Here is a 15,750-nt window from a genome sequence, read left to right as displayed (position 1 = left end):
AAATTTTCAGCCATTAATCGATATTAAACAAAAAATTAGACTGTTTTTACCTGAATAGGTTCACCTGCAAGACGTTTTTTCATGGTTCGCTTGGTTCTGTCAATGACATCACCGGCAAGCTGCCCACATGCTGCATCAATATCATCTCCCCTCGTTTTACGCACGATGGTTGTAAAACCGTATCCCATCAGGACTTTAGCAAAACGATCGATGCGGCTGTTTGAGCTGCGTCCATAAGGTGCCCCCGGGAACGGGTTCCACGGGATCAGGTTGATCTTGCTGGGAGTATCTTTCAGACATTCGGCCAACTGATGGGCCTGCTCAACGCTGTCGTTGACATGATCAAGCATCACATACTCCACCGTAACCCGCCCCTGATTAGCATTGGATCTTGTCAGGTAACGACGTACTCCTGCCAGAAACTCTTCAATATTGTACTTACGGTTAATTGGCACAATTTCGTCACGAATATCATCAGTGGGTGCATGCAAAGAAATGGCCAGTGCAACATCGATCATATCCCCCAGTTTATCCAGTGCAGGGACAACACCAGACGTTGACAATGTCACACGACGTTTCGACAGACCGAAGCCGAAGTCATCCATCATAATTTCCATTGCTGGCACGACATTATTCAAATTAAGCAGTGGTTCTCCCATTCCCATCATCACGACGTTGGTAATGGGACGACGACCACTGGATTTCAATGATCCTATAATCTTGGCGGCGCGCCAGACCTGACCAATAATCTCGGAAACTCGCAGATTACGGTTAAAGCCCTGTTGAGCCGTAGAACAAAATTTACACTCTAAAGCACATCCCACCTGAGATGAAACACACAGTGTCGCGCGATCATCTTCTGGGATATAAACCGTTTCAACCTGTTGATCACCGACAGTAATCGCCCATTTGATAGTGCCATCAGCAGAGCGTTGCTCTTCGGCAACTTCGGGTGCTTTGATTTCAGCAACGTGTTGCAATTTTGCCCTGAGCACTTTGTTAATATCGGTCATCTGCTCAAAATCGTCATAGCAATAATGGTAAATCCATTTCATGACCTGATCGGCACGAAAAGGCTTCTCTCCCATATCGACAAAAAATTGACGCATTTGTTTACGGTTAAGGTCGAGAAAATTGACTTTACCGTTTTTCTTTTCAGGTGTGACAGATACGGAGGAAGTTGCAAGTGGTACGGTTTCGTTAAGTTGGGACATTGTTACATCGCCTCGTTGTTACACTTTCGGCTCTATGCTGATCTGATTTCAGCATTAAGTTTTCATGCGGTGACTGCCAATTCAATGATCATTCTCTCTTTTAATCAGAGCCATATTGAATGGACATTGAAATAAAATAATAAACGCCCCGCTGAACCAAATCAGTGGGGCGCATCATTGTACAAACTTTACTGTTTATATGCTACATGCAGCGAAAAACGTTAGCAGCGAGGGAAAATTTCATCATCACTGAAAAAATAAGCAATTTCGCGGTTTGCAGATTCAATCGAGTCTGAACCGTGAACGGCATTTTCAGTAAAGCTGTCTGCATAATCTGCACGCAGAGTACCTGCCAAAGCATTATCAGGATTAGTCGCACCCATCAGATCGCGATGACGTTGAACGGCATTTTCACCTTCCAGAACCTGTACCATTATTGGGCCAGAGGTCATGAATTCCACCAGACCATCAAAGAAAGGACGGCTTTCGTGTTCAGCATAAAAGCCTTCCGCTTGTTCGCGAGTTAAATGTAGCATTTTGGCCGCGATGATTTTAAATCCTGCACTTTCAAAACGGGCATAGATAGAACCGATAACATCTTTCTTCACGGCATTGGGTTTAATAATGGAAAAAGTACGTTCAATTGTCATTGAGTAACCTCTTTGGCACTTTCAGCGATGATTCATTTTAATTTTTATGCCCCAGAGGGGCAACTCTACCCTGAATCTGACAGGGATAAAATAGGCGTTGATTATAGGAGGAGAGTTTCGTCTTGCCTACAAAAAACATAACATTTCATTAAGACTTTCTTAGCGAAAATATCATTTTTTAGCATAAATCACATTTTCGCTTATATTTCCCCGCTGTGCAGGGAAATGTAACACGCATCTTGACGTTGGATGGGTATATCTTGTTTACTTTCATCAGAGACTATAAATTTTCCTGTTACTTCACCACAAAATTGATTGCGCTAACCTGCCCCCCCAAATCTAAAACACTAAGTTGGTATTTTCCTGATTGTGATAACGTCTCGCTCCAGGGTTGATTATTTTCTGTCACGGTCACTTGTTCACCATTCAAAAACCACCATTGCTTGCCGCCGCCTCCTTGTGTTGTGAGCCGCAAATCCAGGCTCATTTTCCCTGGAATACGCTTCAACACCTCTCCTTCCCGTACACCAATAATCAATAATGGTGCTACATCCGTTTTTATGGGCGGACATTGTGGATTAATAAGAGGCAGCCGATTTGCCCGGCGCTCTTTAGCCGGTAGCCAGGCTTCCAGTGAGATTGGCCATAAGCTTATGGTTTCAGGATGAGCATCCGGGCAATCAGGAGCAACACGCAAGCCATACTTATCTAACCAAATCGGCTCGTTAATGCCTGAAATACCTTCCTGCTCTATAGCGGAGAGTGTCGGAGGAATAGTATTATCCAAAATCCAGCTTAAGCGCTGTTGCCGGCAGTTATTACTGTCCTGGGGCAGGACAGTACCACTCGGCCAGCAAATGGTTGCCTGAGTGACGCGGGCTGGGCGGGGATCAACAGGAATGCGCATTGGACTATAACGCAAGCTCTCCATTAATAAATTATTGATTTGGTTCATGATCGGTATCGCCGTAGCATACCCAGACTGACCAATAACCGGCGTTCCATCGGGTCGGCCGACCCAAACCCCGAAGGTATAACGAGCGTTCAGGCCAATTGCCCATGCATCCCGATAGCCATAACTTGTGCCTGTTTTCCATGCCAGCGGAACACGGGCAGGCAGAATATCATCAGGCTGAGGACGTCCCTCACCGGCCATAATTCTTCTGACAATCCAGGCTGCCCCGGCAGAGAACAATTGCCTGTCCCGTATTTTTTGTTGCGGTGTAAAGCGCAGTGGAGAGACTTTTCCCTGACGGGCAAAGGCACTGTAAACCGAGACCAATTCGTCCATTCGAGCAGCTGTCCCTCCCAAGATAAGGGATAAGTTGGGTTCACTGCCCAACGGGAAACGTAATTTCATTCCTACATTGCGTAAATTAGCCGTGAATCGCTTCGAACCATAGGCTTCAAGAAGCTGTACAGCGGGTAAATTGAGCGATCTTACCAATGCCTCACTGGCACTCACCGGCCCGTTGAATCCACGGTCAAAATTACCCGGTCGATAATCATTAAAACGGCGGGGAACATCCTGCAATAAAGACTCTGCGTGAATTAATCCATCATCCAACGCCATAGCATATAAAAAAGGTTTCAGTGTCGAGCCGGGTGAACGCCATGCACTGACCATATCCACATGCCCAAAGCGACTGTTATCCTGAAAATCGGCGGAACCAATATAGGCTTTAACAGACATATCGGTGTGATCCACCACTAATACGCCAATTGAAGTTTTGCCCGCCAACTGATATTTCCAGTTAAGCACCATATCTTCTAATTGACGTTGCAAACCGATATCAATGGTCGTTTGGATCACTTCCGCCTGATTTTCATTTGCCATTCGCCTCGCCAATAATGGCGCCAGATGAGGGACCTGACGTGGAGCCAGCCAGATATTTTCTTCCTTAATATCAGCCACTTTCTTCTCTGACCAAATATGATATCGCGCCAATCGCTGCAATACTTTGTCACGCGCTGCTTGTGCCCGTTCCGGGTAACGATCAGGCCGTAATCGGCTGGGCGCTTGTGGTAAGACGGCCAATAATGCCGCTTCTCCGGCTGAAAGTTCTGACGGTGATTTCCCCAAATAAGCCCAACTTGCCGCCCCTACCCCCTGTAATGTTCCACCAAATGGCGCACGGTTCAGGTACATCACCAAAATTTCATCTTTTGAATAGTGCCATTCCAGTTGCAATGTGCGCCAAAGTTGTTTGAATTTTCCGGTAAGGGTTCGTGAGTGTGGCTCAATCAGTCGGGCGACTTGCATGGAAATAGTACTGCCCCCTGACACTATTTTTCCTGCACGAAAGTCTTGCCATGCTGCCCGCAAAAGAGAGATTGGGTTGATGCCCGGATGCTTATAAAACCAGCGATCTTCATAAGTCAGTAATGCCTGAAGGTATTCAGGAGAAACTTGATCTAATGTAACAGGGTAACGCCAGACTCCTTCGCGGTCAGCAAAACGCCATAACGGTGAACCATCAGCCCCCACGACTACTCGTGTCATTTTGACGTTATGTATTGGCAACGGCCAGATTTTATCTGCCAGCCACAGGGCGGCGGGAAAAACGAATAAAATGACCAGAAACAGCACCAAAATAATTTGATGCTTGCGGAAAGGTGATTTTCTCATTAAAGCCGTATCCGAAGTGAAACAGCCCCTATCTTCCGAAATAGGGGCAAACGATGATTAGCGGACAACTTCCAGTCTTGAATCGGTTTTACCCACCGCCCGCCAGTCAGGGACATACATGGATTCAACCTGTGGTGCCGGTACTTGATAAATACCAGGTGTAACCGCACGAGCCAAATACAGTAATGTCACTGGGGTATAAGATGGCACAGCAACAGCGGCAACAAAACGATCATCGCGGTATTCGATATGGCGGATATCCGCATCCTGCATTTCTTCAACAGAATCGGTCAAACCCGTCGCACTTTCATCCAAACTGGCACTGCGGGTCGCCAGATTTTGATTCTCTATCTCTAATCCGGCGGGTAATAAATCAACAACCAATGCATCTGGCACTGGTTGGGTTGCGCTGATCTCCAGCCTCACGGCAACCATTTCACCACTTCTCATACGCTCGATAGAGGCAGGACGGCCTTCCAGATCAAGGTAAGTACGCTTAATTTTCAGAACATTTGAGTAAGGGGCAGGAGTATTCAGTGGATACCCGACGATATTCAGGCGTGAATACAGGGTACTGTCGCCACGATTGCTGATATCCACACCTTTTAAAAGCTGGCTTGCCGTTAGCGTTTCGGTTAACGCACTGTCACGGTTAAGTGGTGGCGTTTGCTGATTAATTACCGCTCTCCACGGTTGTTCAGTCGCACTGATAAAGTAACGTCCGGCCAGATACAGCGAATTACTTTCCTGAGTTGAGAAATAACGGCGGCCTGACAACTCATTGGATAAGTTGAGCAGCTTCTCATCACGCTCTTTTTGCAACATCTTGTGCTCTGTCAACAGCGCAACAATCAGTGCGTTATCACGGATAACACTGCCATAGTCCCCCAGCCCATAACCCGGTTTGCGGGGTTGATTAATTCCCAGATAAACAGCTTCATCACCCCGGGTATTATCTCCCATCATTTTCAGTGCGATACCCAATTGAACCAAAGATAAACCGTTTTCAGCCTGCTTCCGACGTTCATAGAGTTGCCTCAACCCACTCAACGGTGCTTTTTGCTGACCGGCCAGAACCAGACCAGCATAAGCCTGCACAGAAAATTGTGTCGCTAAACCTGAACCACTGTAACGATCACTGATGATGGTTCTGTCTTGTAGATAACGTAATAAACGGTTATTAGCTGCTTTCAGGGCATCGACAGGAACGCTGTAACCCTGCTGGGTTGCACGGAACAGAAAATCTGTCGCATAAGCCGTCAGCCAAAACTCTTCATTACCATTACGGTTCCACAATGAAAAGCTGCCATCATAACGCTGCATACTGAGCAGATGGGTAATTCCCACCTCAATGGCCTTCCTGCGCTTTTCGTCACTTTGTGTATTAATACCCAGCTTTTTCAACTCAGCTTCATTGGAATAGAGTGATGGATAAAGCCCGCTCACTGTTTGTTCCAAACAGCCATAAGGATAAGCGTACAATTCACGAATATAACGGGCAATTTGCAATGGTGGCCGGCTGGTCAGCAATAGCTGCCCTTCTGTTGTTTCTGGTGCCAGACCTGCAATGGCTGACGGGGGTAATTGCCAGCTTTGCCCTTGATGGATCACGTCAGAAAACGGGATTGTTTTGGCTGGATGAGCAGGACGAACACCGATTTTCCAACTATTTCTATATTGCGTCCGTTTTTCATCGGGCAGATCCAAGCCATTAATCTTCAAGAAAACTTCACCTTGCCCAAATCCATGCTCTGCTTTAACCGGAATTTGAATGGTTGAACGTTTCCCTTTTTCCAACACGAGTTTTTTGCTCGTCACGCCCTGTAATTTAATTAATCCCTTCGCAGAGAAACTCAATGTCAGGGTTTGAGGCTGCTCTGTTAAGTTAGTGAGATCCAACGACAATTGGGATTTATCGCCCCCTGCCATAAAACGAGGCAATGACATTTGCGTAATAACCGGTGCGGCGATAATAATTTTACGCTCACTGTGACCGAATTTATCATTATTCCAGGCTTGAGCCATCAACCTGAGTTCTCCGTTGAAGTCAGGAATAGACAAGGTCACTTCGCCTTCACCATTGGCGTTCAGGGTGACGGGTTTAGCCTGCTCTGCGATAATTTTGACTACCGTTATCGGCTTTTTACCCCCTCGTTCCAGATCATCATTACTACCATCTCCTCCAAAGCGTAGATTGGCCTGTCGTCCCTCGGCTTCAATCAGATGACCATAAACATCATATTGATCAACGCCATAACGTTTACGACCAAAGAATGCTTCATAAGGATCGGGGGTCTTAAAGTCTGTAATGCTTAACACGCCTGTATCTACGGCTGAAAGCAGAACATTAACCTGTTGCGGCAGTTGTTGCCCTTGTTGAGGCGTTACTTTGATTTTAACTTTGAGATCCTGATTTGGACGCATCTTATCGGGTGCATTTAAGGCTACGTTTAATTTACGTCCTTCATCCATCAGAGGTATGTGCAATACACCGATTGCCCGCTTAGGTGTTGCCTGACGGGATTTATCACCGGGACGCACAACAACGGCAGTGAGATACAGATCATGACGGGCCCATGCCTGATTCATTGGAATTTCAATATCCAGCCCTTTTTCCGGGACGTCTATCTTTTGCCACCATAATGGCCCATCACTAGATTCCACCAGCAAATAACCTTTACCTTGTTGTGGTGCAACCAAACGCACTTGCATTTTTTCGCCTGGTTTATAGGCAGGTTTATCCAATGACAATTTAACCTGATCCGGACGTACAGCCCCCGTCCCTCCGGTATTATCCTGCCATGAATAACCCGCCCAGAAATTCAAGCTGGTAACGAGCTGATTTTGAGGGTTAACAACTTCAATACGATAAGACCCAAAATCCACAGGGAAACTGACTTTAGCTGTTCCATTCTCCGCAATCTGGATATGTTCATCGTCCATAACCAAATCTTTCTGGTCATAATCCGAGTTCCAACCGGTATCGTCTGACCAACGCCAATAGTAATCACGCCGTTCATATATCAGACGCGCTCTTAAGTCCGGTGCCGCATATTTTTTACCGCTGGCATCTGCATACACTATTTCAAATTCGGCCAGTGAGTGTTCATCCACACTATAGCGATCTTCATCACGATCGGTACGGTAATTATAAATGCCCTTTTTGTTGAAAAGAGGACGTATGCCAACCAATTTCTCAGCCGGCCAGATAGCTTGTTCAGCACGGCGTGTCACTGGACGTCCACCCGATTCCAGCAAACTGGCCTGTACAACAACGGTTGCCGGAGATGCCATTGACTTCCAGTTATCCTTGCTGACAGAAAGGTTCGTCTTCCCTTCACTGTTTAAGGTAAGGTCAAATTCATCCAGTGCCCGTCGCAAATCGGTTTCTTTTGCAGAACCAAATTCGTATCCCGATAATTTCGCCACAGCATGTCGGGCAGGACGCAGAAACAATTGCCCCTGCAAGCGATTATTAGCGGCAGGCGCACCGTACAGGTAACGACCCGTTATAGCAAATTCAACATTTTCATTAGTCAATATCGGCTGATTATTAACATTTCCTTTGATCTCCAGCGCCATCCGTTCAGGCATGAAATCTTCAACATTAAATTTGTAATAGCGCGGTGTCTTATCTCCTAAATCAAATCGCAGTGACCACATTCCGGTTTCGGCTTCACGAGGGATCAGGTAATGGTATTGGTATAATCCGTTTTCCGCTTGCCAAACAAAACTATGGACAACCTGATTATCCGCTTTTAATACATCCACCTTAACGGGTTGTGATTTTAACGGGTGGCCATCAGCATCACGCAGTAAGCCATTAACGATCAACGTTTCTCCTGGCCGATAAAGATCCCTAGGTCCAAATACAAAAAACTGCTTGCTATATCCTTGCGGCCCACCAATATCAAATTCAGAGAGATCTAAGGCCGGTGAGTTCAAATCAACCATGCTGGTATGTCCACCCTGGATAGCCAGCAATAGTTTAGCTTTGTTATTTTTTTCCAGAGAAGCATGCCCATCACTGTCTGTCGTCGCTTTTGCCACGAGTTGTCCTTTCGCGTCCAACATGCGGATCTCAACACCTTTCAGGCCAGAGCCTTGCCCCAAAGATTGGGTGAATACATCAACCCTGTTCAGATAACGGTGCACAGAAACACCAATATCGCTCAGTGTGAACAGCGTAACCGGATTACTGGACGTATATTTTCCCGCCTGCTGCATGACTGCCAAATAAATCCCATTTTTTTGCAGTTCTTTGATATTACTTAAGGGCAGTAATATTTTTTCGCGGGTATTGGCGGTAGGGTTGAGGTCAAAACGTCCAGTGTAGACTAACTCCGTGTCTCGCAGTAATTCCTCGGAATCCCAATCGTTCATATTACTGCTGTATTGCCAATTGGCGATGAATTTAGGTAAGGCACCTTCCTTAATCTGGAAAAAATTGACATCTACGCTATCAACATTAAGAGCCAGAACAGGTAATCCTTCTGCTGCTTTGCCGGGTAACAATAGCCCCCTGCTGGCAAACCCAACGGTAGGTGTAATAGACGCGGTATCAAGCTTTTTCTCATAAGCTTTCATCAATTGACGCTCATTGATACCTTTTATGCCCGCGTCAACCGTCAGCTGTAACTTACGAGCAGGCGGCAAATGACGTAACCTGAGTTCCATCTGATTATTGGAAAGCTCCCACGCACCATCCAGCTTTCCCGATTTAACATCAACAAGATGTACCTTTTGAGAAAAATCCTGATCAGGTTCCAAAGGAACAGAAAACGTCACGACCATTGCACTGGCGCCATCCAATTGCAGCTCGGAAGCATCTAAGATAGTGACATCTTTACCCGCATAGCGTTGTGCCAATATTTTGGTTTGTGCATTATTCGAAGCTGTGCCCTCTGTCGATTGCACAACTTTATTTTTTGATGCTTCTGATTTCGTTTTTTCAGATTGATCGCAGCCAGCTAATGCAAGAAGCGAAAATAAGATGGCAAACAGCGCGACCCGATATTGTTTTCTCCATGCCACCCATTGCTGCCATTGATATTGATACATAACCATAATCCTTATCAATTTACCGGATATACCGAGATATTATTTTTTGGGTATTTACTATGGTACTTCTTGTTTCGCATGACTAACGCACAGAAAAAATAACTAATTTGCGGACAAAAGAAAAAGTCATCTTATAGTTATATCCGATGTTTTTGTAGATTTTCGATACTCCTCGCAATATTAGTTTAGCAAATGTTATCAAGTTACATAAACGTAGATCACAAGAAAGTCACAAGGCGGAATAGGTGAAACAGCAATGTCATGCGTTACGTTTAAAATAAATTCTATTGCTGTAGGCGCTGATTTCATAACGAAGAAAACGGTGTCATGGTAAAACAATCAAGCCGTTATTGATTAATAACTGGGATGGTATTACGCAGCCAGCGCCCTAATTTTCGCTGATAAAAGGGTTGAGTATGATGAAGCAAGAAATGGCTGATACCCCCTTCTTGTTCATCAAGCTGGCAAAAATCGACAGATTCATCTTCATCAAGATATTTGCAAGCCAGTTCACCAGCTTCTTGCATCAACAAATTAATCTCATTTCCTGTCAGTGTCACACTGAATTCCAAGCCAATTAATACATTGGGTTTTTCATCCACATTTTTATCATGAGCCATAATTAAAAACGCCTGTCGAACAGGTTTATGTTGTTTAAATAATTCAATGAGTGACTCAATAAGCTGAATCGGCTGTTCTTCTGGCTGACTTAGCGTAATAAGGCTTCCGTCAGGAACTTCTATTTCGGTAGCAATAGTCCCATTTAATAAGCTCATGAGCATCTCCGACAATACTGTTTTAATTGAAGTTAAGGTCATCGAAAAATTCAACAATAGCTCCCCACAAGAGGAGCTATTAAGAAAAGAGTTTCAGTTTATTTCGCTTTCGTCAGCAATAAATTGGCAATGGTACGTACACCATATCCCGTTGCTCCCGCCGCCCATTGTTCCACAGCGGATTTACGGTAAGTTGCTGAACAATCTATATGTACCCAATCTTTTTTGTAATTTTCAACAAAGTGCGACAAAAATGCTGCTGCGGTACTTGCTCCTGCCGAATGTGCCGGTGACGCAATGTTGTTCAGATCAGCAAAGTTGGATGGCAGTTGGCTACGATGGAATTCAGCCAGCGGTAAACGCCAGAATAATTCATGTTCATGATCGGCTGCTGCCATTAGGTCAGATACCAGTTGATCATCAAAACTTAAGACTGAGTGGTAATCATTTCCTACTGCGGTTTTCGCTGCTCCCGTCAAAGTGGCAGCATCAATAATAAGTTGCGCTTTTTCCGCACTGGCTTCAATCAAACCGTCAGCCAGAACCAGACGCCCTTCTGCATCCGTGTTCATCACTTCAACCGTTTTACCGTTGCGGTAGTGAATGATATCGCCCAATTTGAAAGCGTTACCGCTCACCATGTTATCTGCAATACTCAGAAACAGCTTTACACGATGTTTCAGGCCACGACTAATCGCCAAAGCCAGTGCCCCTGTTAATGTTGCAGAACCCCCCATATCTGATTTCATAGACTCCATGAAATTAGAAGGCTTGAGGCTGTATCCACCGGAATCGAAGGTAATGCCTTTACCAACCAAACAGGCGAAGACCGGTGCTTTTGCCTCTTTTGTTGGATTGAAATCTAATGCCAGGAACACGGGATCACGAGAAGAGCCACGGCCGACGGTATATACCCCCGCATATCCCTGTTCACGCAACTCATCCCCTTTGATGATGCGATAACTCACGGCATCACCTGCTACCCCGCGCAATAAATCAATAGCTCTCTGAGCAAGTTGTTCTGGTCCCAAATCTTCTGCCGGAAGGTTGATGGTATCACGCACCCAATCAATGAATTTGATCCTTCTTTCCAGCTCCTGTTTTTCCGCCGCAGGGAGTTGTGGCCATTCAATGGTGCGCAATCCTTTAGGGGAACGAAAGCCCAGCCAAAATGACCAACTTTTTTCCAGATCCCAGCCCTCACCCACTAAAGCAATATTGCGAATTCCTTGCCCGTCAATTTTACGCCCAGCACGTTGAATTGCGCCCAGCTTGCCATTGCCTTCTAAATGGATTGTGATCCCTTGCTCACTTGAGCTAATTAGTGCTTTTTCACCCCAGCAAGCGTTAGCTGGCTCATAAGACAGTGTTATGGGCATGATTTGCTTTGTCATTTTTTCTCACTTCTTATCTTATTGTTCACTGTGTCACATCGGTCACTGTTCCACAGTAAGGGTTTATAAAAAAACTGGCGATTGCCAGTTTTCCACTAAATACAGACTATGCCAAGCTCTTGAGCAGGAATCGGTGAAATTGCGCTATTTTTTCTTAGATAAATTGCACACTATTCATATTCATCCAGCCACACCAGCAAGATTGCTTCCAATATTTTTTCGTTGGATTTCTGTGGATCATCATCAAAATCCGCCAGCTCACAAATCCATTCATGCATATCGGTGAAACGCACTGTTTTGGGATCTAAATCAGGAAATTTATCATACAGCGCTTCGCCAATATCACGACTGTCAGACCATTTCATTTTCTGTTCTCCTGTCAGTGTTCGCGCGCATGGTTAATGGAGTATTTCGGGATTTCAACGACTAAATCCTCATCGGTAACTTTGGCCTGACAGCTCAAACGACTTTCAGGCTCCAATCCCCATGCCTTATCCAACATGTCATCTTCCAGTTCAGAGCTTTCTTCCAGTGAGTCAAAGCCCTCCCTGACGATACAGTGACACGTGGTACACGCACAGGATTTCTCGCAAGCATGTTCAATTTCAATGCCATTACGTAATGCCACATCCAGAATGGATTCGCCTTCCTGTGCGTCCAATACTGCTCCTTCAGGGCAAAGTTCGTTATGAGGTAAAAAGACAATTTTAGGCATAATTAAATCTCATCCACAGAATGACCCGCCAAAGCCCGGCGGATTGATGTGTCCATACGGCGTGCTGCAAATTCCTGCGTTTGCTTGTCCAATTGTTTAATTGCACTTTCAATCGCATCAGGGGAGGTTCCCTGAGCACTTTCGATTAATACTTGTGCGGCAGCATCAATAGCAGCCTGCTCTTCTTGACTCAGTAAATCCGCATCTTTTTCCAATGCACGGGTTAAACTTTCCAGCATTCGGGCGGCTTCTACTTTCTGTTCAGCTAATTTGCGGGCCTGAACATCTTCCTGTGCATTAGTCATGGAGTCTCTGAGCATGCGGGCAATTTCTTCATCCGACAGACCATAGGAAGGCTTAACCTGAATGGAGGCTTCAACTCCCGTGGATTTTTCCAAGGCACTGACGCTCAACAGGCCATCCGCATCAACCTGAAACGTCACACGGATATGTGCACCGCCAGCCGGTAATGGCGGAATGCCGTGCAGCGCGAAACGCGCCAGTGAACGGCAATCGGTGACTAATTCTCTCTCGCCTTGCACCACATGAATGCTCATCGCGCTTTGACCATCTTTGAAAGTGGTAAATTCTTGCGCTTTTGCAACAGGAATGGTGGTATTACGTGGAATGATTTTTTTCAACCAACCCTCCCATTGTCTCCAAACCAAGTGACAACGGGATAACATCAAGTAACAACATTTCGCTGTCTGGCTTGTTACCCACCAGAATATCGGCCTGAATGGCAGCACCAACGGCCACCACTTTGTCCGGGTCGATAGAAGTTAATGGCTCACGATCAAAGAATTCTCCCACCATGCTGCGCACCAACGGCACGCGCGTTGATCCCCCCACCATGACAACCTGCAAAACCTCATCAACGGTCACACCTGCATCTTTCAATGCCCGACGGCAGGAAAGTAGTGTGCGTTTGACCAAAGAGATAATTAATTCGTTAAATTCGGCACGGGTAATATTACCCTGCCAATTAGCAATATTGATTTCCGCCTTCTCAGCTTCACTCAAGGTAATTTTGGTTTGGGTAGCAATATCCAGTAATTGACGCTGCAATCCGTGACCGTTATCGCTGATCCCGGCTCGCTCACGTATCCAATCTGCCAGCAGCAAATCAAAATCGTCCCCACCGAGGGCGGTATCTCCCCCCGTTGCCAGTACTTCAAACACGCCTCGGCTAAGACGAAGAATGGAGACATCAAATGTCCCGCCACCAAGATCGTAAACGGCGATCACGCCTTCCTGACCGGAATCAAGCCCATAGGCAACCGCTGCCGCAGTGGGTTCATTCAAGAGACGGAGAACATGCAAGCCCGCTAAACGAGCTGCATCTTTCGTTCCCTGACGTTGGGCATCATCGAAATAAGCAGGAACTGTGATCACGACCCCATCCAGTTTATCCTCCAACGTTTCTTCTGCCCGTTGTGCCAACGACTTTAATATCTCAGAAGAAACCTGAATAGGATCTACTAGCCCCGCCACGGTATTGATCAACGGCAAACCGTTTTCACTGGCCTGAAACTGATATGGCAGGTTGGGGTAACGTTGTTGCACGTCAGCCAAAGAGCGCCCCAGCAGCCGCTTGACTGAGCTGATAGTATTGGCAGGATCAGATGCAGCTTGCTGACGCGCCTGCCGACCAACCAGAATGTCTTCTTTGCGATACTGTACAACAGATGGAAGCAAGTGATGGTTCTCACTGTCTGCCAATGTTTCTGCCTGACCGCTACGGACAGTCGCAACCAATGAGTGGGTTGTACCAAGATCAATCCCCGCTGCCAGCCGGCGTTGGTGCGGTGCGGCAGATAAACCCGGTTCGCTGATTTGTAATAAAGCCATATGTGCCCCTATAAATCTATATCAGCATAAATTTATTCAACTGAAATCCATTCAGCCAAAAATCATGCTAAACAATACGATTCAGTTGAAAGTCAGTCAAAAGTCCGCTAAAAATCATCCAACAACCGCTCTTCCAGTTGTTCAACCTGCTGTTGCAATTTATCCAGAAAGCGTAATTTACGGACGGTATCGGCTGCAACTGACCACTCGGCAGCATTGAGTTGCTGTTCCATCTGCTCACTACGTGTTTTAATCATTTTATTCAAGCGAGATGAAAAATCACTCAATGCTGTTGTTGGATCTACGCTACGCCCAATGGCATCAAGCTCTTCACGCAATTCTAATTGCTGCATCAAAAAAGCCGTATCCTGCATCGTGTGCTGTTCACTGGATAGATCGAACCCGTGCTGAGACAGCATATATTCTGCGCGTTTCAGGGGATGTTTTAGCGTCTGATAACCATCATTGATGGTAGCAGCTTGTTGGAGTGCCAGTGTTTTTTCACGTTCTGGCTGATTGGCAAAACGATCAGGATGAAACTGGCGTTGCAATTCCTGATAACGGGTCACCAACTGTTCACGATCAATCGCATAACGTGCAGGCAGCCCAAATAAAGTAAAATAGTCCATAAGTTACTCTTGGTTTCGCAAAATGCGGGTCAAAAAACAGGGTTAAACGTGGAAACTTTCTCCACAACCGCATTCGCTGGAAACATTGGGGTTGTTGAATTTAAAGCCTTCATTCAGGCCCTCTTTAACAAAATCCAACTCAGTACCATCAAGGTAAATGATGCTTTTACCGTCAACGATGACTTTCACGCCCTTATCTTCAAAAATCTGATCTTCTTCATTTACTGCATCAACAAATTCAAGCACATATGCCATACCAGAGCAGCCGGATGTTCTCACTCCCAAGCGCAACCCGACACCTTTTCCTCGATTGGCAAGAAAGACCAAAATACGTTGGGCTGCACTTTCTGTCAGGGAAATTGACATACAACACCTCACTTTAAAACTAGTAAAGGTGGATATTGCAACAATATCCACCAGAATTATTTTCTTTTTGTGAAAAAATTATTTGGCCTGGCGCTTGCTTTTGTAATCAGCAATAGCCGCTTTGATAGCATCTTCTGCCAAAATAGAACAATGGATTTTCACTGGTGGTAATTCTAACTCTTCAGCAATCTGAGTGTTTTTTATCAACTCAGCCTGTTCCAATGATTTACCTTTCATCCATTCTGTTACCAAAGAACTGGATGCAATTGCAGAGCCGCAGCCATAGGTTTTGAAACGAGCGTCTTCAATGATGCCTTCATCGTTGACTTTGATTTGCAGTCGCATGACGTCACCACAAGCCGGTGCCCCTACCATGCCACTACCCACTGTCGGATCTTCGCTATCGAATGAACCAACATTACGTGGGTTTTCATAGTGATCAATTACTTTGTCGCTGTAAGCCAT

At 45.7% G+C, this 15,750-nt stretch carries 11 protein-coding genes and 1 pseudogene; all 12 read right to left on the bottom strand.

Annotated features, from left to right (window positions below; all coding sequences use genetic code 11):
• Positions 1 to 35: 35 nt before the first annotated feature.
• Positions 36 to 1,214, bottom strand: coding sequence for a dual-specificity RNA methyltransferase RlmN (gene rlmN / locus PXH59_RS01085; protein ID WP_285809933.1), 1,179 nt, complete (start codon positions 1,212 to 1,214; stop codon positions 36 to 38).
• A gap of 221 nt (positions 1,215 to 1,435) precedes the next feature.
• Positions 1,436 to 1,864, bottom strand: a complete 429-nt coding sequence (gene ndk / locus PXH59_RS01080) for a nucleoside-diphosphate kinase (protein ID WP_285809932.1) — start codon at positions 1,862 to 1,864, stop codon at positions 1,436 to 1,438.
• 295 nt (positions 1,865 to 2,159) lie between these two features.
• Positions 2,160 to 4,493 carry a peptidoglycan glycosyltransferase PbpC gene (gene pbpC / locus PXH59_RS01075; RefSeq protein ID WP_285809931.1) on the bottom strand — a complete coding sequence of 778 codons (2,334 nt, stop codon included), beginning with the start codon at positions 4,491 to 4,493 and terminating at the stop codon, positions 2,160 to 2,162.
• Positions 4,494 to 4,550: 57 nt separating this feature from the next.
• Positions 4,551 to 9,554, bottom strand: coding sequence for an alpha-2-macroglobulin family protein (locus tag PXH59_RS01070; RefSeq protein ID WP_285809930.1), 5,004 nt, complete (start codon positions 9,552 to 9,554; stop codon positions 4,551 to 4,553).
• A 347-nt stretch (positions 9,555 to 9,901) separates the two neighbouring features.
• The gene (locus PXH59_RS01065; protein WP_285809928.1) at positions 9,902 to 10,330 is read right to left on the bottom strand and encodes an enhanced serine sensitivity protein SseB C-terminal domain-containing protein; all 429 of its coding nucleotides are present in this window, start codon (positions 10,328 to 10,330) and stop codon (positions 9,902 to 9,904) included.
• A 98-nt stretch (positions 10,331 to 10,428) separates the two neighbouring features.
• On the bottom strand, positions 10,429 to 11,724 hold the full coding sequence (gene pepB, locus PXH59_RS01060) for an aminopeptidase PepB (RefSeq protein ID WP_047768458.1): 1,296 nt from the start codon (positions 11,722 to 11,724) through the stop codon (positions 10,429 to 10,431).
• A gap of 170 nt (positions 11,725 to 11,894) precedes the next feature.
• Complete coding sequence (gene iscX / locus PXH59_RS01055; protein ID WP_047768460.1) at positions 11,895 to 12,089, bottom strand: Fe-S cluster assembly protein IscX; 195 nt, start codon at positions 12,087 to 12,089, stop codon at positions 11,895 to 11,897.
• Positions 12,090 to 12,103: 14 nt separating this feature from the next.
• A complete protein-coding gene (gene fdx, locus PXH59_RS01050; protein WP_047768461.1) occupies positions 12,104 to 12,439 on the bottom strand; it encodes an ISC system 2Fe-2S type ferredoxin in 336 nt (111 codons plus the stop codon).
• Positions 12,440 to 12,441: 2 nt separating this feature from the next.
• Positions 12,442 to 14,290, bottom strand: a pseudogene (gene hscA / locus PXH59_RS01045) (Fe-S protein assembly chaperone HscA).
• A gap of 107 nt (positions 14,291 to 14,397) precedes the next feature.
• A complete protein-coding gene (gene hscB, locus PXH59_RS01040) occupies positions 14,398 to 14,919 on the bottom strand; it encodes a co-chaperone HscB (RefSeq protein ID WP_285809927.1) in 522 nt (173 codons plus the stop codon).
• A gap of 42 nt (positions 14,920 to 14,961) precedes the next feature.
• The gene (iscA, locus tag PXH59_RS01035) at positions 14,962 to 15,285 is read right to left on the bottom strand and encodes an iron-sulfur cluster assembly protein IscA (RefSeq protein WP_285809926.1); all 324 of its coding nucleotides are present in this window, start codon (positions 15,283 to 15,285) and stop codon (positions 14,962 to 14,964) included.
• A 78-nt stretch (positions 15,286 to 15,363) separates the two neighbouring features.
• Positions 15,364 to 15,750: a Fe-S cluster assembly scaffold IscU gene (iscU, locus tag PXH59_RS01030; RefSeq protein ID WP_047768467.1), complete on the bottom strand. Its 387-nt coding sequence runs from the start codon at positions 15,748 to 15,750 to the stop codon at positions 15,364 to 15,366.

Origin of the sequence: Xenorhabdus bakwenae, from assembly GCF_030272115.1 — a bacterium.
Classification (GTDB): Bacteria; Pseudomonadota; Gammaproteobacteria; order Enterobacterales; family Enterobacteriaceae; genus Xenorhabdus; species Xenorhabdus bakwenae.
This window is presented reverse-complemented; position numbering and strand designations above follow the sequence as displayed.

What these genes read in the sequence shown, in the direction of transcription:
- iscA (WP_285809926.1), bottom strand. Translation starts at nt 15,285, where the DNA reads ATGTCAATTTCCCTGACAGAAAGTGCAGCCCAACGTATTTTGGTCTTT.
- pbpC (WP_285809931.1), bottom strand. Translation starts at nt 4,493, where the DNA reads ATGAGAAAATCACCTTTCCGCAAGCATCAAATTATTTTGGTGCTGTTT.
- iscU (WP_047768467.1), bottom strand. Translation starts at nt 15,750, where the DNA reads ATGGCTTACAGCGACAAAGTAATTGATCACTATGAAAACCCACGTAAT.
- rlmN (WP_285809933.1), bottom strand. Translation starts at nt 1,214, where the DNA reads ATGTCCCAACTTAACGAAACCGTACCACTTGCAACTTCCTCCGTATCT.
- pepB (WP_047768458.1), bottom strand. Translation starts at nt 11,724, where the DNA reads ATGACAAAGCAAATCATGCCCATAACACTGTCTTATGAGCCAGCTAAC.
- PXH59_RS01070 (WP_285809930.1), bottom strand. Translation starts at nt 9,554, where the DNA reads ATGTATCAATATCAATGGCAGCAATGGGTGGCATGGAGAAAACAATAT.
- ndk (WP_285809932.1), bottom strand. Translation starts at nt 1,864, where the DNA reads ATGACAATTGAACGTACTTTTTCCATTATTAAACCCAATGCCGTGAAG.
- iscX (WP_047768460.1), bottom strand. Translation starts at nt 12,089, where the DNA reads ATGAAATGGTCTGACAGTCGTGATATTGGCGAAGCGCTGTATGATAAA.
- PXH59_RS01065 (WP_285809928.1), bottom strand. Translation starts at nt 10,330, where the DNA reads ATGAGCTTATTAAATGGGACTATTGCTACCGAAATAGAAGTTCCTGAC.
- hscB (WP_285809927.1), bottom strand. Translation starts at nt 14,919, where the DNA reads ATGGACTATTTTACTTTATTTGGGCTGCCTGCACGTTATGCGATTGAT.
- fdx (WP_047768461.1), bottom strand. Translation starts at nt 12,439, where the DNA reads ATGCCTAAAATTGTCTTTTTACCTCATAACGAACTTTGCCCTGAAGGA.